The sequence below is a fragment of the Acetobacter sp. P1H12_c genome, from assembly GCF_018811975.1.
Taxonomy (GTDB): domain Bacteria; phylum Pseudomonadota; class Alphaproteobacteria; order Acetobacterales; family Acetobacteraceae; genus Acetobacter; species Acetobacter persici.
Map to the genome: position 1 here is coordinate 1 of NZ_JACRVR010000004.1, position 20,050 is coordinate 20,050.

The 20,050-nt window shown below is 62.5% G+C and carries 15 protein-coding genes; 8 read left to right on the forward strand and 7 right to left on the reverse strand.

Going from position 1 to position 20,050, the window contains the following annotated elements; all coding sequences use genetic code 11:
- Positions 1–1,231, reverse strand: a 1,231-nt coding sequence (locus tag KP699_RS04390; RefSeq protein ID WP_215761829.1) for an MdtA/MuxA family multidrug efflux RND transporter periplasmic adaptor subunit, incomplete at its 3' end; no start/stop codon positions are given.
- A gap of 272 nt (positions 1,232–1,503) precedes the next feature.
- Positions 1,504–2,898 (reverse strand): MFS transporter, encoded by a 1,395-nt coding sequence (locus KP699_RS04395; protein WP_215761756.1) that lies wholly within the window; start codon positions 2,896–2,898, stop codon positions 1,504–1,506.
- 113 nt (positions 2,899–3,011) lie between these two features.
- On the opposite strand from KP699_RS04395, the gene KP699_RS04400 reads away from it, so the two are divergent.
- From KP699_RS04400 to KP699_RS04410, 3 genes are all read left to right on the forward strand, one after another.
- On the forward strand, positions 3,012–3,317 hold the full coding sequence (locus KP699_RS04400; protein ID WP_025826503.1) for a CsbD family protein: 306 nt from the start codon (positions 3,012–3,014) through the stop codon (positions 3,315–3,317).
- Positions 3,318–3,443: 126 nt separating this feature from the next.
- Entirely contained in the window at positions 3,444–4,073 is a 630-nt protein-coding gene (locus tag KP699_RS04405; RefSeq protein ID WP_215761757.1) for a ribonuclease HII, read from the forward strand.
- Positions 4,070–5,194 (forward strand): site-specific DNA-methyltransferase, encoded by a 1,125-nt coding sequence (locus KP699_RS04410; RefSeq protein ID WP_077930110.1) that lies wholly within the window; start codon positions 4,070–4,072, stop codon positions 5,192–5,194. The genes KP699_RS04405 and KP699_RS04410 overlap by 4 nt, the downstream gene beginning before the upstream one ends.
- 120 nt (positions 5,195–5,314) lie before the next feature.
- Here KP699_RS04410 and KP699_RS04415 read toward each other — a convergent pair whose 3' ends face one another.
- The 5 genes from KP699_RS04415 to KP699_RS04435 all read right to left on the reverse strand — a co-directional run bounded on the left by KP699_RS04415 (position 5,315) and on the right by KP699_RS04435 (position 13,285).
- Positions 5,315–5,926 (reverse strand): ankyrin repeat domain-containing protein, encoded by a 612-nt coding sequence (locus KP699_RS04415; RefSeq protein WP_086655540.1) that lies wholly within the window; start codon positions 5,924–5,926, stop codon positions 5,315–5,317.
- Between the two features lie 67 nt (positions 5,927–5,993).
- A complete protein-coding gene (locus tag KP699_RS04420) occupies positions 5,994–8,195 on the reverse strand; it encodes a VWA domain-containing protein (protein WP_215761758.1) in 2,202 nt (733 codons plus the stop codon).
- Positions 8,196–8,200: 5 nt separating this feature from the next.
- On the reverse strand, positions 8,201–11,185 hold the full coding sequence (locus tag KP699_RS04425; RefSeq protein ID WP_215761759.1) for a DUF4159 domain-containing protein: 2,985 nt from the start codon (positions 11,183–11,185) through the stop codon (positions 8,201–8,203).
- Complete coding sequence (locus KP699_RS04430; protein ID WP_252346792.1) at positions 11,182–12,261, reverse strand: DUF58 domain-containing protein; 1,080 nt, start codon at positions 12,259–12,261, stop codon at positions 11,182–11,184. Before KP699_RS04430 ends, KP699_RS04425 begins: the two co-directional genes overlap by 4 nt.
- Positions 12,262–12,265: 4 nt before the next feature.
- Positions 12,266–13,285: a MoxR family ATPase gene (locus KP699_RS04435; RefSeq protein WP_215761760.1), complete on the reverse strand. Its 1,020-nt coding sequence runs from the start codon at positions 13,283–13,285 to the stop codon at positions 12,266–12,268.
- A 131-nt stretch (positions 13,286–13,416) separates the two neighbouring features.
- Between KP699_RS04435 and KP699_RS04440 the strand changes: the two genes are divergently transcribed.
- The 5 genes from KP699_RS04440 to KP699_RS04460 all read left to right on the forward strand — a co-directional run bounded on the left by KP699_RS04440 (position 13,417) and on the right by KP699_RS04460 (position 20,044).
- The gene (locus KP699_RS04440) at positions 13,417–13,986 is read left to right on the forward strand and encodes a DUF1285 domain-containing protein (protein ID WP_308164852.1); all 570 of its coding nucleotides are present in this window, start codon (positions 13,417–13,419) and stop codon (positions 13,984–13,986) included.
- On the forward strand, positions 13,983–15,233 hold the full coding sequence (locus tag KP699_RS04445) for a CCA tRNA nucleotidyltransferase (RefSeq protein ID WP_215761762.1): 1,251 nt from the start codon (positions 13,983–13,985) through the stop codon (positions 15,231–15,233). Before KP699_RS04440 ends, KP699_RS04445 begins: the two co-directional genes overlap by 4 nt.
- A 45-nt stretch (positions 15,234–15,278) precedes the next feature.
- Positions 15,279–17,066 (forward strand): ABC transporter ATP-binding protein, encoded by a 1,788-nt coding sequence (locus KP699_RS04450; RefSeq protein WP_215761763.1) that lies wholly within the window; start codon positions 15,279–15,281, stop codon positions 17,064–17,066.
- A gap of 189 nt (positions 17,067–17,255) precedes the next feature.
- On the forward strand, positions 17,256–18,470 hold the full coding sequence (locus KP699_RS04455) for an HlyD family secretion protein (RefSeq protein WP_077930104.1): 1,215 nt from the start codon (positions 17,256–17,258) through the stop codon (positions 18,468–18,470).
- A complete protein-coding gene (locus tag KP699_RS04460; protein ID WP_215761764.1) occupies positions 18,467–20,044 on the forward strand; it encodes a DHA2 family efflux MFS transporter permease subunit in 1,578 nt (525 codons plus the stop codon). Before KP699_RS04455 ends, KP699_RS04460 begins: the two co-directional genes overlap by 4 nt.
- Positions 20,045–20,050: the final 6 nt, after the last annotated feature.

Here is a 20,050-nt window from a genome sequence, read left to right on the forward strand (position 1 = left end):
GGGCTGTCACGGGGGAGGTATCAGCCGTTTTTGCGTCCGGAATGGTCACCTTGCTGCCAGCGCGCAGGTGGTCCACGCCGTCTGTCACCACGCGGTCCCCGGCCTGCAGGCCGGTTTTGACTACGGTGTTCGTGCCATCAGAAATCCCGATGCTTACCTGACGGACTTCTACGGTGCTGTCGGCCTTGACTACATAGACAAACTGGCCGGAGGGGCCGGTTTGCAGAGAGGTTGAGGGCACCAGAATGACGTTCTCCAGATCCTTCACCAGCAGGCGGGCATTGACGAACTGGTTGGGGAACAGATGTTCATCCGTATTGGGATAGAGCGCACGCAGGCGGACGGTGCCGGTGGCGGTATCAATCTGGCTGTCCAGCGTGCTGACAGTGCCATCCGCAATTTTGGTGCTGTTTGAACTGTCCCACGCCTCGACCTTCAGGGAGCCTTTGGCGCGAAGCTGCTCGGCAACCTGCGGAAGCTGATCCTGCGGGAGCGTGAAGATAACGGAGATGGGCTGCATCTGGGTCAGCACAGCCAGCCCGCCGGACTGACCGGCGCTGACATAGTTGCCCTTATCCACCGCGCGGATACCAATGCGGCCATCCACCGGGGCGGTGATGTGGCAGTAGATCAGCTGAAGTTTCTGGTTATCCACCAGAGCCTGATCGGACTTGACGGTGCCTTCATACTGCTGGACCAGAAATTCCTGATCCCGCGCGGTCTTGGCGTCGATACTGTCCTGCTTGATCAGGCGCTGATACCGGGCGTTATCCACGCGCGCCTGTGCAAGCTGGGCTTTGTCCCGCTCAAGCTGGCCTTCATACTGTGCAAGCTGCACTTCATAGGGGCGGGGGTCGATCACTGCCAGCAGATCCCCCGCATGCACGTGCTGTCCTTCGGTAAAGAGCACCTGCATCAGGTAGCCCTCCACACGGGTCTGCACCGTGACGTTGGTAACCGGCACAACTGTCCCGAGTTCTGTCAGAATCACCGGCATGGTGCCGGTTTTGACCGTCTGCACCGCAACGGGCTGCGTGGTTGCGCTGTCAGCCGCGGCATGGCGGCTGCCATGTTTGCCCGGTGTTGCCGAATGGTGCGGCCGCAGGAAGGCAAAGGCCAGCACGCAGACACCGGCTACGGCAACGCCGCTCCAGATAAGACGCTTTTTCCGGCCAGAGGTGCGGGGGGGCGTGGGTGAATCGGATCGTGTGTCCGTGGTGTAATCATCCATAGGGCGCGCGGCTCGTTTCACCTGACTGCTAGAGTGGACCGCAGGGGCTGCAATGCAGATCTGCGGTAAACCGGAGAAGGGACAGTAGCAGCTTTTCCTTTCCGTTCAATTTCAATCCTGACAAGAAAAAATGCCCGGCGGAAAGCGTGCTGGTGTTGTAACAAAAAACAGGCTGGAGTTTACACGGACTGAAAGTTTCATCCAAGATTTATTACGAAAAGAGAACACTATAAAAGCGAGTTTAAAATAACCTTTAATCTCGGATGCGGCAGTCAGGATTTGTTGCCGCTCATGCTGGCCCCGGCCTGTGGAGACAGGCAGGCTGCCGCAGGCACCGCCAGCATGGAGATAGTGCCCACGACCAGAAAGGCGATTGAGAAATCATGCAGGGTGGGGGTGGCGTGCCGGAACAGAATATGGGTGAGGGTGAGCGTGCCCGCAGCCGTGCAGATCCCCACAGACAGCATAAGCTGTTGCAGGGTTGAATAAAGGCTGGTGGCCGCACTCATCCGCTGCTTGGAAATATCCGCGTAGGCAATGGTGTTATAGGCGGAAAACTGCGTGCTTTGCGCCATGCCCGCAGCAAACAGAATGAGAGACAGCGTCCACAAGGGCTGGCCTTTCTGGAACCCGGCAATCAGTGCGAACAGAATGGCGGCGGAAAACCCGTTGGCCATCAGCACGCGCCGGAACCCCCAGCGCGCCAGTGTGGCGGGCACAAAAGGGCGCATGACAATCGCGCCAAGCGGCGCAATGAACGTGATGGCACCGCTCTGGGCTGCCGTCAGGCCCGAGCCAATCTGCAGAAAGGTCGGGAACAGAAATGGCAGCGAGCCCACAGCCACGCGCGAGGCCGCGCCGCCTGCGACGGAAATGGCGAAAGTGGGCACCCGGAACAGGCTGAAATCAAGCAGGGGTGCCGCCGTGCGCACGGCGTGCAGGCTGTAAAGCCCCATCAGGCTGCTGCCCCCCACCAACATGCCCAGAACCAGCATGCCGCCGCCCTCACCGTGGCTGAAAAGTTCCGCCGCGATGGACAGAACGGCCAGCCCGCCCCCCACCAGCGCCATGCCCCGCAGGTCAAACGGTGCCGGATCAGGCGTGCGGGTGTTGGGGATAAAGCGGCGCGTCAGCAGTAGGCCGACAATACCAACCGGAATGTTGAGGTAGAAGTTCCAGCGCCAGGACAGATAGGTGGTGATGAAGCCGCCCACCACAGGCCCCATCAGCGGGCCGAGGGTGGCGGGCAGCATCATCCACGTCATGGTGCGGACCAGATCCTCCCGCGCCGTGCCCCGCAGCACGACCAGCCGTCCCACCGGCACCATCAGCGCGCCGCCAATGCCCTGCAATGCGCGCATACAAGCCAGAAATATAAGGCTGGTGGCTGACGCGCACAGCACCGAGCAGGTGACAAAGATGATGATGGCTCCCGTCAGCACGGTGCGGCTGCCCAGCCTGTCCGCCAGAGCGCCGGAAGCGGGAATAAATATGGCCAGACCTATGATGTAGGAGGTCAGCGCCACGGAGGTCGCGACCGTATCAACATGCAGACTGTGGGCAATGGAGGGCAGGGCAGTGGCCAGAATGGTGCCATCCAGTTGCTCCATGAAAAACATGGAGGCGACGATAAGGGCGATCAGATGAGGGCGGCTGATAAACGGCATGCTAGCCAGAGACGTGTTTTTGCGGTCTGATGCAACAGAAGACCGTGCTCAAACGCTATATTTGTGGCGACCGCACTCTGGGTACGGAACGGTCTTAAATAAGGAGAAAAACGATGGCTGACGATAAACTCAAAAACCTCGGCACAAAACTTGAAGGCGTGGCTGATGAAGCCAAGGGCCGCGTGAAAGATGCCGCTGGTGGTCTGACGGGTGATCTGGGGCTACAGGCCGAAGGAAAGATCGATCAGCTTTCCGGAATGGCCCAGCAGGAATTTGCTGACCTGTACGAGGAAGGTGAGGGCGTGGTGGAAAAAGCCGTGACCTTTGTGCGGGATAAGCCCTTGCTTTCACTGGGTATTGTGACGTTTGTCGGGGTGTTGATCGGCTGGCTGGTGTTCCCGCGTTCCAAGCGCTCCTGATAAATCATTTTCACCGGGACTCTTGCGCGTTCCGGTGAAAAGTGATTCTCCTCTTTCTACGGAGTCGCAATTGGTGCGACTCGGTTATTTTAACCGAGTCCTGCCAAATGAGTGGAAAGAGGGGTCATGCCGGATTTTACACGGGAGCAGCAACACGGCGGGCGCGTCGCCGGTGTTGATGAAGTCGGGCGTGGCCCGCTGGCTGGTCCCGTGGTGGCTGCCGCTGTCGTCTTTGGTGCGGGCGTGCCGGACGACCTTGCTGCCGTTATTGATGATTCCAAAAAACTGAAGCCTGCTGTGCGTGAGGCCATTGCGGCCCGCCTGCCGGATGTGCCCGGGATTGAAATTGGTCTGGGCGCCGCGTCTGCTTCCGAAATTGATACGCTCAACATCCATCACGCAGCCCATCTGGCCATGCAGCGCGCTGTGGCGCGTCTGCCGCACCTGCCGGATTATGTGCTGGTGGATGGCAACAAGCTGCCGTCCTTCGGGTGTCGTGGGGAAGCTCTTGTGGGCGGCGACGCGCTCAGCCTTTCCATTGCAGCAGCATCAATCATGGCCAAAGTCGTGCGGGACCGCATTATGGCGCGTCTGGACGTGCGCTGGCCCGCTTATGGCTGGGACCGAAATTCCGGTTACGGCACCGTAGTGCATCGCGCGGCTCTGAGCAGCGCGGGCGTCACCCCGCATCATCGTAAAACATTCGGCACAGTGCGCCGGCAAATTGAACATCTTGCTATGGAGGGCCGGGCATGAGCGGCGCAAAATCAATCAGTATGGAACTTCCTCTTGATCAGATTCTGCGTGGCGAATGCGTGGAAACCATGCGCGGCCTGCCGTCCGGCTCTGTGGACTGCGTGTTTGCAGACCCGCCATACAATCTCCAGTTGCGCGGTGAACTGCGTCGCCCGGATGATTCCCTCGTGGACGGCGTGGATGATGACTGGGACAAGTTTTCCGATCTGGCCGAATATGACCGCTTTACCCGCGCATGGCTGACGGAAGCGCGCCGCGTCCTGCATAAGGATGGCACGATCTGGGTGATTGGCTCCTATCACAATATTTTCCGCATTGGTGCGATTTTGCAGGATCTGGGATTCTGGATTCTGAATGATATTGTCTGGCGGAAATCCAACCCGATGCCTAATTTTCGTGGTCGCCGCTTTACCAACGCGCATGAAACCATGATCTGGGCCGCCCGGAGCGAGGATAGCCGCTACCGCTTTAACTATCAGGCCATGAAGGCGCTGAATGATGATGTGCAGATGCGCTCCGACTGGTATCTGCCGCTCTGCACCGGTAATGAGCGCCTGCGCAATGAGCATGGCCTGAAGCTGCACCCGACCCAGAAGCCGGAAAGCCTGCTGCATCGCGTTCTGCTGGCCTCCACATCCGTTGATGATGTTGTGCTCGACCCCTTTACCGGCACAGGCACGACGCCTGCGATGGCCAAGCGCCTGCGCCGCCGCTTTATCGGTATTGAGCGCCACCCGGATTATGTGGAGGCGGCTCTGGGCCGCGTGGCGCGGGAAGAGCCTCTGCCGGATGATGCCGTCATGACCACGCTGGACAAGCGCGAGGCACCGCGTGTGCCGTTTGGTAGTCTGGTAGAGCAGGGGTTGCTCTCCGCGGGTGTTGTGCTGGCAGACAAGAAGCAGCGCGTGCAGGCAACCGTTTCTCCTGATGGCACACTGGTCAGCGGGGATAAGCGCGGCTCCATTCACAAAATGGGTGCGATGCTGACCAATGCTCCGTCCTGCAATGGCTGGACATTCTGGCATTTTGAGCGTGATGGCGTCTGGCTGCCGCTGGATGTGCTGCGGCAGGAAAGTCTGGTGCAGTCAGGCCGTGGCGCCAGCAACGTCATTTCTGTCTGAACTCTGAACGCACTGGGGCCGGGCCGGTTACGGCTTTGCCCCGGTCTTGTTGCAAGAGAATGAGGTTATAAAAAAAGCCGCCCGGAAGAGGCGGCTTTTTTATTGGCTGATAAGGGAAACTCAGCTTCCGCCAAATCCGAGGAACCCGATATCGGGCCGGGGAGAGCCGCCCGTCGCGTCATACCGGCTTCTGCCGGAAACGGACGTGGCGTTATGGCGTCCGGCCGTGCCGCCGATTGTCAGATGGCCTGCGCCGTCTTCCGTATCCATCCCGCGGGTTTTTGTGGTGATGTCGGTGCGTGGGCGGTCATCGCTGCCACGCATGGACAGCAGCAGGAAGATGATGGGGTTCCGGTTGAGGTCAATGGCCATATCCAGCGGGGTCTGGCCCAGAATGTTGTGATGGTTCAGGTCCGCGCCACGGTTGACCGCTTCTTTGGCGGAAAGCAGGTTGCCGCGGTTAATGGCGTCAAACAGGGCGGCAGTCGGCTCCATATCCGTGTTGGAATGGTCATTTTCATCGTCATCAGGCGCTTCTGCGCCGGGGATGGACGCCGGAGGCGCAGCGCGTTTGGCCGCTTTCGCCGCTTCGGCTTTCTGGGCAGCTTCTTCCGCAGCAGCCTGAGCTTCGGCCTCACGGGCGGATTGCGCCCAGACGGGCGTGGCACAGGCGAGAAAAAGGCTGCCACCAACCATGAGAGCAGCCGGAGTAAAGCGGAAGAAACGGGTCATGATCTGTCCATAGGTGGAACCTGATTTGTTATTTATCACACCCGTGTGCGGGCGGAAAGGAAAACGGTTATCCGCGCCGTCCTTCCCGCCACCAGCCTGCAAACAGCAGGCAGAGGGTGAGTGCGAGCATCAGCCAGGCCGGTAAAAGGGGCGTGGCACTTTTCCCGGTCACAACATGCGCGTTGCGGTGCGGGAAACCCATCCAGTCTGCCCCGTGCGGGCTGCTGCCGTCTGCCAGCCGCAGGCCCGGCACGGTGGGGGAGGCACTGTTTTCCCCTGCCCAGAAAATGCCGCCGCCCGTCGCACTGACGACTGCGTTCAGATGGCTGGCGGTGGCGCGGAGGTCCGCAAATTCCTGCGGGTCTGGCTGCACCGGGGCCGCGAAGGCTTTGTGCGTGCCATCATCCACCTGCCAGATGCCCGGCTTATCGGCCTGCATGTGGCCTGTGCTGAGGCCAGTTGCGTCGTCCTTAGCCTCTGTGCCTTCTGTGACGGAATGCAGGTTCAGGCTGACCGCTGCACTACCGGGCGGTGTGACGGTGACGGATTTAAGCGGTGCCCCAGCCGTGCTGCGGCGCGTGACTGTCAGTTCGCCCCCGGCAATGGCGGCGGACAATTGTTCTTCCTCCAGTTCCGGCTCTTTCATCAGCCAGTGGGAAATCCGGCGCAGCAGTTCAGCCTGCGGGCCACCACCGCCTTCCCCGCGAGACCAGAGCCAGATCTGGTCAGACAGCAGGAGCGCCACGCGGCCCTGATCCACATGGTCAAGCACCAGCAGCGGGGCGTTGTCCGGCCCGCTCATCAGGGTCTGGCCGTGCGTGGTGTCCGGCCTGAGGGCACGGTACCACGGCCCCCATTCGCCGGGGATGGTCTGCGCCGTATCGCCCGCGCCCGATGGCGGCGGCGCGCCGGGCAGGGCAGCCGTCACCGGGTGGCGGCGCCCCTCCGCAGTCAGTTTCGGGCGGAAGCGTTGTTCAACCAGACCGCTTTCCGACGGCACATGCGCGGGCAGGATATCCCCCACCGGGGTATCCTGAAGTGTGCCGGGGCCGACAAATTCCGGACCGCCCGTCAGCAGCAGGCCGCCCCCTTTGCGCACAAAATTGGCAATGTTGTTCAGATAGGCGTGCGGCAGGATGTTTCGGTTTTCAAACCCGTCCAGAATGATCAGGTCAAACTGGTTGATCTTGTCCTGAAACAGTTCCCGCACGGGGAAGGCAATCAGAGCAAGATCAGACAGCGGGGTGCCATCATCCTTATCTGGCGGACGCAGAATGGTGAAGTGAATCAGATCAACCGACGGATCGGCCTTCAGCAAACGCCGCCAGACGCGCTCACCCTGATTGGGGGTGCCGGAAATCAGCAGGACGCGCAGCCTGTCCCGGATGCCGGTAATCCGCGTGACAGACTGGTTGTTAAGCTGAGAAACCTCGCCCTCCAGCGGGGCGACGGACAGGCTGACCAGCAACTGGCCCGGATGCGGTACCGGAAGGGAAATATCCTGTGGCGTGCCCGTGCGGACGGGGATGATCACCGGATCATCCCCATTGACCCGGAGCGTGATATCCGCCTGCGCGCCCGGTGTGGTGCCCGGTCCGGCATCATCCACCTGAATACGCAGTTTGGTGGGCTGGCCAACAATGGCATAGGGCGGTGCCTGCAAGATACGGAGTTGGCGGTCCGTTTCTTCGCCTTTTGCGGGCAGCAGAATATGCAGGGGCAGGGTTATCCGCTGGCCGTCCGGGGTGGTCGGGCGCAGCCGGTCGGGCACGGAGGCCGCGCCAGCGCCAGCCGGGATATCGGCAACCTGACCATCCGTAATCATGACAGCCCCGGCCAACTGGTCGGGCGGCACGTCTGCCGCGGCCTGTTCCAGCGCGTCAAACAGGCGGGTGCCGTTATGGCCGGAACTGCGGACCGTAACGGTGCGGAGTGTCAGCCCCTCCGTATGGGCCTGTGCCAGTGTGCTGGCGGCCTGCCGCGCAATGGCGGCGCGCTGGCCAACAGACATAGAGGGAGACTGGTCAACCAGCAGCAGGGCCGTTTCCGGCAGCACATGCCAGCTTTCATGCAGGCGCTGTGGCCCGGCCAGCCACACCAGCACCGAGAGCAGGGCCGCCAGCCGGAAGAATGCGCCTTTTGTGCGCCGGAGCAGCGCAAACACACACAACCCCGCCGCCAGCACGGCCAGAGTGACCAGCAGCCAGACCGGCACAAGCGGGGCAAAACCAACGGAGCGGGCAAAGGACGGAACAAGAGAGTGGGGCATGGTGCTTATTCCCCCAGCCGCTTGAGCAACATGGGCACATGCACCTGATCGGCCTTGTAGTTGCCGGTCAGCGCATAAATGATGGTGTTGACGCCAAAACGATAGGCCAGTTGCCGCTGGTCCGCGCCATCAGGCAGCACCGCAAATGGCGTATTGCCGTTTTCATCCACGGCCCATGCGTGCGCCCAGTCCGCGGAGCCGATAATGACCGGGCTGACATCATCATTCTCGGCCTCTCCCTCCCGCGCAACCCAGACGGGTTGTTCCGCATACCGGCCCGGAAAGTCATGCAGCATATAAAATGTGTGTGCCAGCAGATGGTGGTCCGTCATGGTCATCAGCGGCGGGATGGGCAGGCCAGCGGTCACGCGCCGTAAGGCGGACCGTGTGCCGGGGGCGTCTCCGGCATAGGGGCCGGAGCCATCGCTCTGATTGCCGGAATCCTGCCCCTGTGTGTCAATCAGCACAATGCCGCCATGCGCCATAAACGCGGTGAGAGCTGCCGTCATGGCCGGTGTGGGGGCGGCGTCCGGCGTGATAGGCCAGTAGAGGAGCGGGTAATAGCTCAGATCATCCTGCCCTGGCCTGACACCGTCCGGGTGCCCGAGCATGGCGGAGGTGCGGGCGTTGGTATAGTCGGATAGACCCTGAAGCCCCTGCCGGGAGACGGTATCAATCTCGTCATGCCCCGTAATGACATAGGCCAGCCGTGTCTCCAGTGCTGCTCCGGGCACCGGCGTCGGGCTGGCGGCGGAGGGCGATGGCGTTGCGACGGTTCCGGAAACCGGCCCGGCTGGCTGTGCTGTTGGTCCGGCGACATCTGGGGATTGCACTGGTGCCTGTGTGGTCGTTACCGTTGCCGTCGGTGTCTGCGCGGAGGCGAGGGCCGGAAGTGTGAGCGCGCACGCTACAAGCAGGGATAAACCCTGTTTGCCAGAAGCCCGCAGGGAGGATTTGCGGGAGGTATCCCCCGGAGACTGTCTGGCTATGCCGGGCAGGGAGAACCCGGCCCGCATGGCGAGAACCAGCAGACCATCGAGCAGAAGCAGGCCCGCCGCCAGACAGAGCAGAACAGGGGCCAGTGCGGTATCTGGCCTGCGTCCGGCGGGGCTGGTCAGCGTACCCACAGGGGCTGCGGCTGTGAGGGTAGTCATCTGGCTGCTGGCATTGAGCGCACGGCGCGCAGCACGCGGCCCATACAGGCCGGGAGGATGTGCAGGGGAAACGGGCGTGTGTGCAAAGTCGCTTGCTTTCAGGCCGCGTGCTGCGGGCGGCGGCGGGCCGAGCACGCCATCTCCGTCCAGTGTCAGCACCGGGGCGAGAAGTGTGTCATCCGCCGGGATGGTGACGCCATTGGCGTGGTCTGTCAGCCGTTGCAGCATTGAGACAAACAGACCGGACAGCGGCAGGTTAGACCAGTCCGCCGTGCTGCTGACGTGAAAGAGGATGATATCCCCCTTACCCAGCGCCGCGTGCGTGACAAGCGGAGTTCCGTCCGCCAGCCGTGCCCAGCTATGGGCCGCGAGGTCCGCTACAGGGCTGGCCAGAACCTGCCGCGAGATCGTGACATCCGTCGGGATATCCAGCCCGTGGAACGGGGATGTGGCGTCAAACGCGGCCAGATTCTGGGGGGCACCCCACGTCATGGTGCCACCAAGCTGGCGGGAGCCGTCCAGCAGGGCGACGGGCAGCAGGTCAGACGTCGGGTCAGCAGACGGGTCGCTCGCCGGATGGTTGTCTGACGTGTCGATGTCCTCACCCGCCGGGGCGTTCGGCGTGCTGCTGCCATCCGGCTCCGTGCCGTGCTGCGCGCCAGCCAGAGCCGGGCCTGCAAAGCGGATCAGGGTGCCGCCGTTTTTTACCCAGTCTTTCACTTTCTGGCGGATAGCCGGGTTAGCCAGCGTACCATCCGGCGCGATGATAACGGAAAGCGGCTGGGCCAGCAGGGTGGCTGGAGTGCCTTCATGCAGGTCTGCCGTGGGGGCAAGAGCGCGGCGCAGGTAGAACAGCGGGCCGATCAGCGGGGTATCAGCCGCGCCGGAAGTCATTAGTCCGACGGGGCGCAGACGGTCCCCTTCATCAAACAGGAGCGTCGTGGCGGCGCTGCTTTGTCCGGCCAGAGAAATCTGGTCAATCCGGTTGCGGACGGCCGTTGGCAGCGTGACGGGCACATCCATCTGCGCGGCTCCGGCCGGCAGAACCAGTGGCAGGACAGCCAGCGTCCCGCCATCCTGCGCGTGCACCCGCATGGAAAGGGAGCGCGGAGCCGGGAGCGGCAGAGCCAGCAGGCGCGCCATCTGCGTGCCGGTGCGTTCCGCCGCCGGCGCAAGGGTCAGAACGGAGGCGTCCGGGAAGCGGATTTCCTGCACCGGGCCGAATGCGCGGAGGGCGCGGGCAAAGTCCTCATCACCACCAGACGCGACACCATCTGCCAGATACAGCACAGAGCCATTGGTGTGGGGCAGGGTGGCCAGTGCGTGAGCCGCTGCGGCTCTATCCGTGCGCCAGGGAGCGGGGCGCATGCTGTCCAGTTCCTGCCGGATGGCGGCAGCGGACCGGGGTGCGGGAGGCTGCGCCGGGTGCCCGTCGGCTGCGGGTGCCGTGCGGAAGAACAGAATAGTGCGTCCGGCATGGTCAGCATCGTCCACCAGCCCTTGCGCGGTGGCAATGCGGCGGCCCCAGTCTGACGCGGCAAAAAGACCATCATCCATCACCAGCAGGAGCGGCCCGTGCCCGGCGCTGGGCAGACGGTTCCCCGGCAGAACAGGCTGCGCCAGCCCAAGCACCAGACAGGCAACGGCAGCCAGCCGGACCAGTAGCAGCCATAACGGGGAACGAACGGCGTCAGTCTGGTGCGGGCGCAAGGCGCGCAGCAGCGCGACCGCCGGAAAACGCTGCACGCGGGGGGCAGGCGGCGTGGCGCGGAGCAGCCACCAGACGAGCGGGAGGGTGAGCAGGCCGAACAGGGCCAGCGGGGCAAGAAAGATCATGATCGCCTCCCGCCCTTACCAGACAGACCCGTGTGCCCAGACAGAAGCGTATGGAGCGCCAGCAGCGCAGGCATGGGCGACTGATCCGTGCTGTGCAGAACAAGGTCATGCCCATAACGGGTGGCGAGTGCTGTAAGCTGCGCCGTCCGGGCTTCAATCAGACGCCTGTAATCCTGTTGCAGGGTTTGCACGTTTGGCAGGTCTATGTCCGCTTCGCCTTCCAGCCCTTCAAAACGCACGCGGCCCTGATAGGGAAGTGTGCGTTCCGCCGGGTCCGTCACCTGCACCAGATGGCTGCGGACCGGGCGACCGGCCAGATGATGCAGGCAGGCCTGAAACGCCTCCTCAGCGCATAGAAAATCGCTCACAATTAGAAGATGGGCGTAACGCGGCAGGATGGAGGAGGGAGGAAGGGCGTGGCGCGTGGCTGCCGGAGACGCGGCAAGCTGGGCCAGCCCGAGCGCCAGACGCTCCAGCGCGCTGCCACCGGGGGGCAGAACAGCCGGGCCGGAGGGTGTTAAAAGCTGCACCCGCTCCCCATTGCGCAGCAGGAGGGCCGCCGTTGCGAGCGCGATCAGAATCGCGCTGTCCTGCTTTTCCGGCAGTGAGGCGCTGGAACGCCACGCCATGGAGGGGGAGAGGTCACACCAGATAAAAACAGTCTGGGCGGATTCTGCTTCCGTTTCCCGCACATAGGCATGGGTGCTGCGGGCGGATTGTCGCCAGTCGATATGGTTTGCGGGTTCACCGGGCAGGGCCTGCCGGTATTGCCAGAAGGTTTCCCCGCTGCCGGACCGGCGCTGGCCGTGCTGCCCGGCAAACAGCGTGGCGGCAATATGGTCAGCCTGAAGCACCAGCCCCGGCAGTCGCGCGGCCAGAGCCGAGGCCGCGTTGCTGGCCGAGGAAGAAGCTGGTTGCGGCATACCGGGTCGCACACGGCCAAACAGACCGCCAGACGCGGATGCGCCAGAGGCGTTTCCCGGCAGGCCAGAGCCTTCAGCGGTCTGCGCTGAAGTCTGAGCTTGCGGCCGCAGGCGGCGCAGGAATGCGGGCAGTGAAAAAGCAGGCCGGGCCAAAGGGTTAGCCCAGCCGGTTGACGAGCCGCGTCAGCACATCATCCAGCAGCACTCCGTCTGCCCGGGCCGCAAAGGTGAGGGCCATGCGGTGTGCCAGCACAGGGCGGGCGAGGGCAATGACGTCGTCCAGACTGGGGGAGAGTCGCCCGTCCAGCAGGGCGCGGGCGCGGGTCGCCAGCATCAGGGCCTGTGCGGCGCGCGGGCCGGGGCCCCACGCAATCTGCGTGCGGAGGGTGCTGTCAGGCGATGTTTCAGGCCGGGCGGAGCGGACCAGTTCCAGAATGGCATCCACAATTTTCTCGCCGACGGGCAGACGGCGGAGCAGCGCCTGTGCCTCTGTCAGGCCTGCGGTGTCCATCACCGGCTGAGCCTGTGCTTCCTGCGTGCCGGTGGTGGCGAGCAGCATGGTGCGTTCCGCCTGTTCGTCCGGAAAGGTCAGCGGAATTTGCAGCATGAAGCGGTCAAGCTGGGCTTCCGGCAGGGGGTAGGTGCCTTCCTGCTCCAGCGGATTCTGGGTTGCCAGAACATGGAAGGGGCGGGGGAGCGGATGCTCCGCCCCGGCAACCGCCACGCGGCGTTCCTGCATGGCCTGCAACAGGGCAGACTGGGTGCGCGGGCTGGCGCGGTTGATTTCATCAGCCATTAGCAACTGGCAGAAGACCGGGCCGGGCACAAAGCGAAAGCTGCGGCGGCCTGAGGCGTCTTCATCCAGAATTTCACTGCCGGTAATGTCGGAGGGCATCAGGTCCGGCGTAAACTGCACACGGCGGGCATCCAGCCCCAGAACGGTGCCCAGCGTTGTAACCAGCAGCGTTTTGCCCAGACCCGGCGCGCCCACCAGCAGCGCATGGCCCCCGGCCAGAATGGCGGTCAGCGTCTGGCTGATCACTTTGTCCTGACCAAAGATAATGCGGGAGGTTTCCTGCCGAGCGCGCTGGAGGCGTTCACAGATCATATCCGCTTCACGCACATCAGGCATGGTGGCAGGCTGGGCGGCGAGGGGGGATGTGTCTGATGAGGTCATAGGTCCAGTCTGACAGATACAGGGCTTACATCAAGCATGGTATCATCCCTATATCATGCTCATTGCAGTGAAACAGTCACGAACAGGATGCTCCACCGGTGAATGCTGAAGGCCAGACCCAGAAGAATGCGGTGCCCCGCGCCACTGCCTGTACGGAAAAAGCAGGGCAGCACGAGGGACTGAGGACGCTGCCGTTTCTTATTCGTCGTGATGGTGTCTGGCTTTATCGTGGCTCACCTATCAAGCGGAAGGAAATGCTCTGCCTGTTTGGTTCCATGCTGACGCGGGATGAGGCGGGTGCGTATCTGCTGCGTTCCCCGTTTGAAACCGGCACGATTGAGGTCGAGGATGTGCCCTTTCTGGCCGTGGAACTGGACTGGAAAGGCTGTGGCCGCATGCAGAAGCTGTGCTTCCGCACCAATGTGGACGAGCCTGTTGTCGCCAGCCGTGAGCATCCGATTCGGGCGGTCTGGAATGTGCCGAATGAAGCCTGTGGGGACGGCGGGTGCCCGCCTTATCTTCTGGTACGGGCCGGGGACGGGCGCTTTCCTATAGAAGCCCGGCTCTCCCGCCCGGTCTGGTATGAACTGGCTGCACTGGCGGAGCCGGGGCAGTGCGAGGGCGTGCCCTGCATGGGGGTGTGGAGTTGTGACTGCTTCTTCCCGCTGGCGCGTCTGCCTGCGGAACCTTGCGGCACATGACATCCGGTCCGCAGGTTGCGCAGACGCATTTATCCGCACAGCAGAGGCATGCGCTCGGGCTGCTCTGGCAGGTGCTGCCGGAGGCCCGGCTGGTGGGCGGCGTGGTGCGGGACCTGATGATGGGTCGTTCCGTCGCGGATGTTGACCTCGCGACGCCAGAGCCGCCGGAACAGGTATTGGCTGCGCTGAAGCAGGCCGGGATTAAAGCCATTCCCACAGGGCTGGCCCATGGCACCGTGACGGCGGTGATTGAGTCCGCCCCGTATGAAATCACCACCCTGCGCCGGGATGTGGAGACGGATGGCCGCCATGCCGTCGTGGTCTGGACGGCAGACTGGCGGGAGGATGCGGCCCGGCGCGATTTTACCATGAACGCTATGTCCCGCGGGCGGGACGGGGTGCTGCATGATTATTTTGGCGGGCAGCAGGATCTTGCGCAGGGGCTGGTGCGGTTTGTGGGCAATGCCGCAACCCGCATTGCGGAAGATGCGCTGCGGATTCTCCGCTTTTTCCGCTTTCAGGCCCGATATGGCAGGGGGCAACCGGATGCGGAGGCGATAGAGGCCATTACGGCGCAGGCCGGTTTGTTGCGTGGCCTTTCTGTTGAGCGGATCTGGTCCGAACTCAAACGTATTCTGACCGGCCCTGCTGTGCCGGAGACGCTGAGCCTGATGGAGCAGACCGGCGTTCTGGCGGTGCTGTTCCCCAATGGGGTGACAGGCGCGCGCCTCACCCGGATGGTCGTGGAGGGTGCGCCGGCGGATGCCGTTTTGCGGCTGGCGGGGCTGGTGCCTGAGGACAAGGGAGACCTCGCCCGTCGTCTGAAATTGTCAAAAGCAGAAGCGGCTTTTCTGAAAGACGTTTCCAGCCCGCCGGTTCCTCAACCACACATGACGGATGCTGATCTGCGGCGCCTGCTGGCACAAGAGCCGCCGGAGGTGTTGCTTGGCCGCACATGGCTTGAGCAGGCCGATCGGGCTGAGGGGGGGCAGGTCGCGAGCGCGAAGGCTGCAGAGAAAAACGCCTCCAGTGCTGACTGGCTGGCGCTCAGAGCCCGGCTGTCCGCCCTGACGCCGCCGGTTTTTCCGCTGGCAGGGCGGGATGTTCTGGCCGCGGGCCATCCGCCGGGGCCACAGGTTGGCGTGGTGCTGGAGCAGGTACGGGCGTGGTGGCTGGCCGAAGGCTGTACAGCCCCGGCCGAGGCTTGTCTGGTCTTCCTGAAAAAGGTTTTAAAATCCCAAAGCTAGGCTGCCCCTTTGCATAGCAGCGCGTGAGGCTGGTAGAGGTCTGGCATGACTTCTGCAAAGCCTGATGGTGCGGCTGCCGCCAGCCGCCGTTCCCTGCTGCCCGATGACTCTCGTGTTCTGCTAAATCGCCTCTGGCGGGAGCAGGTGCGCCTGCACCCCGCACGGATTACCGCCGTGATTGTGCTGACGGTGCTGACAGCCGCCCTGACGGCTCTGTATCCGCTGGTGATCCAGCGTGCGCTGGATATGTTTGCCACGCATGATTCCCGTATTCTGTATCAGGTGCCGTTGCTGGTGGTGCTGATCACCATTTCCAAGGCGGCCTCCCAGTATGCGCAGACACTGGCGGCGCAGGGGCTGGTGCTTGTGGTGATTCGCGGCTTGCAGGGCGAGATGTTTGACCATCTGGTCCAGACGGATGTGACCCGTATTGAGCGTGAGCCGCCTGCCAAACTGGCCGCGCGTTTCACGACCGATGCCGTTTCTATCCGCGAGGCGATGATTCGCGCCGTCAACTCTCTGGGGGATGTGGTGACGGTGGTCGGGCTGATTGCCTCCATGTTCTATATGGACTGGGAACTGAGCCTGATTGCGGGCCTGCTGTACCCGGTGGCAGCCGTGCCGATCCAGAAACTGGGCAAGCGCGTGCGCCGGGCGTCCGGTGGGATGCAGGAAAGAATCGGCGAGACCGCGGCGTTCCTGACGGAAAGTTTTTCTCAGGCGCGCACCGTGCGGGTGTACGGCATGGAGCAGAAGGAAAGTGCGCGGGCGGCCCTTTCTTTCGACCATCTTTATAACGCGATGCTGCGCATTACCCGTGGCCGGGCCCGTGTTGACCCTCTGCTGGAAGCTCTGGGTGGTTCTGCCGTAGCGGCGGTGCTTGGCTTTGCGGGCTGGCGTGCGGCCATGGGCGGCGCAACGCTCGGGGATTTTTCCGGGTTTGTGGCGGCTCTTCTGCTGGCGGCGCGTCCGCTACGGGCGCTGGGCGCGCTGAATGCCGCCTTGCAGGAAGGTCTGGCGGGCCTTGTGCGCGTGTTTGACGTGATTGATGAAAAACCGGCCGTTCTGGAACGGCCCGGCGCCATTGCCCTGCCACCGGGGCATGGACATCTGGCGTTTGAAAATGTCGGGTTTGTCTACCCGGACGGGCGCGTGGGGCTGGAAAGCCTGAGTCTGGAGGCTGCTCCGGGCTTTACGGTGGCGCTTGTCGGGGCCTCTGGCGCGGGCAAATCCACAGCCCTTTCTCTCGTGCCGCGCCTGCATGATGTCACGTCCGGCCGGATTTTGCTGGATGGGGTGGACCTGCGGGATCTCACGCTGTCCAGCCTGCGGCATGCGATTGCTTACGTCAGTCAGGACCCGTTGCTGTTTGATCTGTCCATCCGGGACAACATTCTGATCGGGCTGGAGCATGCGTCTGACGAGGCAGTGCGTGACGCGGCCCGCGCTGCGGCTGCGGAACCGTTCATTCTCGCCTTGCCCGACGGGTATGACACTGTGGTTGGCCCCGGTGGGCAGCGTCTGTCCGGCGGGCAGCGGCAGCGTGTGGCTCTGGCCCGCGCCCTGCTGCGCAACCCGCGCCTGCTGCTGCTGGACGAGGCAACGAGCGCGCTGGATAGCGAGAACGAAGCCGCTGTTCAGGAAGCCCTCAGCACCCTGCGCCACGCCCGCACAACCATTGTGGTGGCACACCGGCTCTCCACCATCCGCTCGGCGGATCTGGTGGTGGTCATGCGGGAAGGGCGCGCTGTGGAATATGGCACGCATGATGAACTGATTGCGCAGGATGGTCTCTACGCCCGGCTGGTGCGGACGCAGGGGCTGGAGCACTAACGCGAGTCTTTTTTTGGCCGTTCCGACAAGGCTTTAGGGCCGGATACGCCCTTGCGGGCCGTCTGCCCGCTTGAAGCCTTTTTGGGATCATGCCACATACTGACCGAACCGATCGGTCAGCGCGGCGGAAGCAGAAGCATCCGTGACTGACTTTATGTGTTGAAGTGTGTCTCAGGGACGGGAAACAGAATGGCCGACGACTATAACGAACAGTCTGATGCAACGTCTGATAACGGGGGCGCCCCGCCAGAGAAAAATCCGCCGGAAAAAAAGAAAAGCGGGCGCGCCAAGATTATTCTGACATGCGTTGTGATTGTACTGGCGGTAGCGGCCGGGGTGTACTGGTTCCTGACGCGTAATGAAGTGGAAACGGATGATGCGTTTACCGCAGGCCGTGCCGTCTCCATTGCGCCGCATGTGGGCGGGTATGTGACGGAACTGCTGGTGAATGATAACCAGTTTGTCCGCAAAGGGCAGATTCTGGCCCGGATCGACCCCAGAGACTGGCAGGCCGCGCGTGATAAGGCCGCAGGTCTTTTGGAAAAATCTCAGGCAGCCATGCAGGCCAGTGATATGATGCATATCGTGGCGATGCAGAGCTATCCCGGCCAGCTTGTCCGGGCGCAGGGGAATCTGGCGTCTGCCAAGGCGCAGCTCTTTAAAGCGGAAACGGATTATAAGCGTCAGCATTCCGTGGAACGCGCTGCAACGTCTCAGCAGGATATTGATTACGCGCGGGCCGCGCTGGATGCCGCCAAAGCGCAGGTTCTGGAAGCGCAGGGCGCGGTGCAGATTGCAACGCCGGTGCAGCCGAACATCAAAAATGCCCAGATTACGGTCAGCCAGCAGGAAGGTCAGGCCAAAGCGGATCAGGCCGAACTGGATAACGCCAACCTCAATCTGGAATGGACGGTGATCCGCGCTCCGTGTGACGGCTGGATTTCACAGCGTAATCTGGAGCAGGGCAATTACGTCCGTGCCGGGCAGGTTGTATTCTCCATTGTTGAGCCGGAAGTCTGGGTTGTGGCCAACTATAAGGAAACGCAGATTACCCATATCCGCCCCGGTCAGACGGTGGATATCAAGGTGGATGCCTATCCGTCCCTCAAGCTGCACGGCCATGTGGACTCCCTCCAGAAGGGAACGGGTGCGACCTTCAGTGCCTTCCCGCCTGAAAACGCGACCGGCAACTACGTGAAGATTGTCCAGCGCGTGCCGGTGAAAATTCTGATTGATGATGGTCTGGACCCGAACCAGCAGCTTGCTCTAGGGATGTCCGTCGTGCCCGTGGTGCATGTGGATACGCAGGGCCGTGCGGATGCCGCGCCGCACGATGTGCAGCAGGCCGTGGCGCAGCGCCAGAGAGCGGCGTCCACAGCAGGCCATGAGACCGCCGCACAATGAGCACGCAGGACGAGGTTGCCGCCGGAGGGTGGAAGCCCAAACATAATCCGTGGTCTGTCGCCTTCATCGTCACGATGGCGGCGTTCATGGAAATTCTGGATACGACAATCGTCAACGTGTCCCTGCCGCACATCGCCGGGAGCCTCTCCAGCACCTACGATGATGCGACATGGACGCTGACGGCCTACCTCGTCGCAAACGGTATCGTTCTCACCATCTCCGGATGGCTGGGGAAGGTCTTTGGCCGAAAACGATACTTTATGGTCTGTATCGTCATGTTTACGGTTTCTTCCTTTCTGTGTGGCATGGCCACCAGTCTGGCGGAACTGATTATCTTCCGCATGATGCAGGGCTTTTTTGGGGGCGGTCTGCAACCCAACCAGCAATCCATTATTCTGGACAGCTTCCCGCCGGAAAAGCGCGCGGCAGCCTTCGGCCTGACGGCGATTGCCGCAGTTGTCGGGCCGGTGATCGGCCCGACGCTGGGGGGCTGGATTACCGACAATTTCTCATGGCGCTGGATTTTCTTTATCAACGTGCCGTTCGGTTTTCTGACCACCCTCGGCGTTGCCGCACTGGTGGAAGACCCGCCATGGGCCAGAAAGCGTAAAGCGCCGATTGATGTTATTGGCATCAGCCTGATTACCATCGGGTTTAGCTGTCTTGAGGTCATGGTGGACCGTGGTGAGGACGCCGACTGGTTTGGCTCTACCTTTATCCGCGTGATGTGCGTTCTGGCGGTGCTTGGGCTGGGCGGTGCCGTGCTGTGGCTGCTGCATACGGACAAGCCCGCAGTGGATCTGCGGGTTTTCAAGGACCGTAACTTTGCGGTCGGCACAGCCATGATGGGGGCCATGGGGGCGCTGCTTTACGCCTCGGCTATCATCGTGCCGCAGTTTGCCCAGCAGGTTATGGGGTATACGGCCACGCTGTCCGGGCTGATCCTCTCACCCGGCGGGATTGCGGTGATTGTGCTGATCCCCTTTGTGGGCAAGCTGATGAGCATTACCAGCGTGCGCAGCGTGATTGCTCTGGGGTTCGGGCTGATGGGCGTTTCCCTGTTCTTCTCCGCGCAACTCGCGCCGCTGCTTGATTTCAAGCATCTGGTGCTGTTCCGTATGAGTCAGACGGCGTGTCTCGCCTTCCTGTTCGTGCCGCTGTCTACCATTGCCTATTCCACTATTCCGGAACGCCTGAATGCGGATGCGTCCGCGCTGTTCAGCATGTCCCGTAACGTGCTGGGGTCTCTGGCCATTTCCGGGGCTACGGCGTTGCTGATGGAGCGGAAACAGGCGCATCAGGCGCATATGGTCCACTGGATGACGCCGTATCATGAACCGTATAACGAGTATCTGACGCAGGCGCAGAATGCGGGCATCAACCGTGGACTGACGCCTGAGGCCGCGCAGAGCGTTGCGCAGCATGTGCAGTTTCTGGAGTTTTCCCGTCAGGTCGCGATGCTGACCTATAACGAGGTCTTCATGATCCTCGGTATCGGGGCGTTCCTGTGCGTGCCGTTCTGCTTCCTGCTCTCCAACATCAAGAGCGGTGGCAAACCGACGGCTGCGCATTAAAGACAG

Excerpts from the sequence above, each read along its gene's own strand:
- KP699_RS04400 (WP_025826503.1), top strand. The coding sequence starts at position 3,012 with ATGGCTGACGATAAACTCAAAAACCTCGGCACAAAACTTGAAGGCGTG.
- KP699_RS04450 (WP_215761763.1), top strand. The coding sequence starts at position 15,279 with ATGACTTCTGCAAAGCCTGATGGTGCGGCTGCCGCCAGCCGCCGTTCC.
- KP699_RS04460 (WP_215761764.1), top strand. The coding sequence starts at position 18,467 with ATGAGCACGCAGGACGAGGTTGCCGCCGGAGGGTGGAAGCCCAAACAT.
- KP699_RS04415 (WP_086655540.1), bottom strand. The coding sequence starts at position 5,926 with ATGACCCGTTTCTTCCGCTTTACTCCGGCTGCTCTCATGGTTGGTGGC.
- KP699_RS04455 (WP_077930104.1), top strand. The coding sequence starts at position 17,256 with ATGGCCGACGACTATAACGAACAGTCTGATGCAACGTCTGATAACGGG.
- KP699_RS04425 (WP_215761759.1), bottom strand. The coding sequence starts at position 11,185 with ATGATCTTTCTTGCCCCGCTGGCCCTGTTCGGCCTGCTCACCCTCCCG.
- KP699_RS04445 (WP_215761762.1), top strand. The coding sequence starts at position 13,983 with ATGACATCCGGTCCGCAGGTTGCGCAGACGCATTTATCCGCACAGCAG.
- KP699_RS04420 (WP_215761758.1), bottom strand. The coding sequence starts at position 8,195 with ATGCCCCACTCTCTTGTTCCGTCCTTTGCCCGCTCCGTTGGTTTTGCC.
- KP699_RS04410 (WP_077930110.1), top strand. The coding sequence starts at position 4,070 with ATGAGCGGCGCAAAATCAATCAGTATGGAACTTCCTCTTGATCAGATT.
- KP699_RS04395 (WP_215761756.1), bottom strand. The coding sequence starts at position 2,898 with ATGCCGTTTATCAGCCGCCCTCATCTGATCGCCCTTATCGTCGCCTCC.
- KP699_RS04435 (WP_215761760.1), bottom strand. The coding sequence starts at position 13,285 with ATGACCTCATCAGACACATCCCCCCTCGCCGCCCAGCCTGCCACCATG.
- KP699_RS04405 (WP_215761757.1), top strand. The coding sequence starts at position 3,444 with ATGCCGGATTTTACACGGGAGCAGCAACACGGCGGGCGCGTCGCCGGT.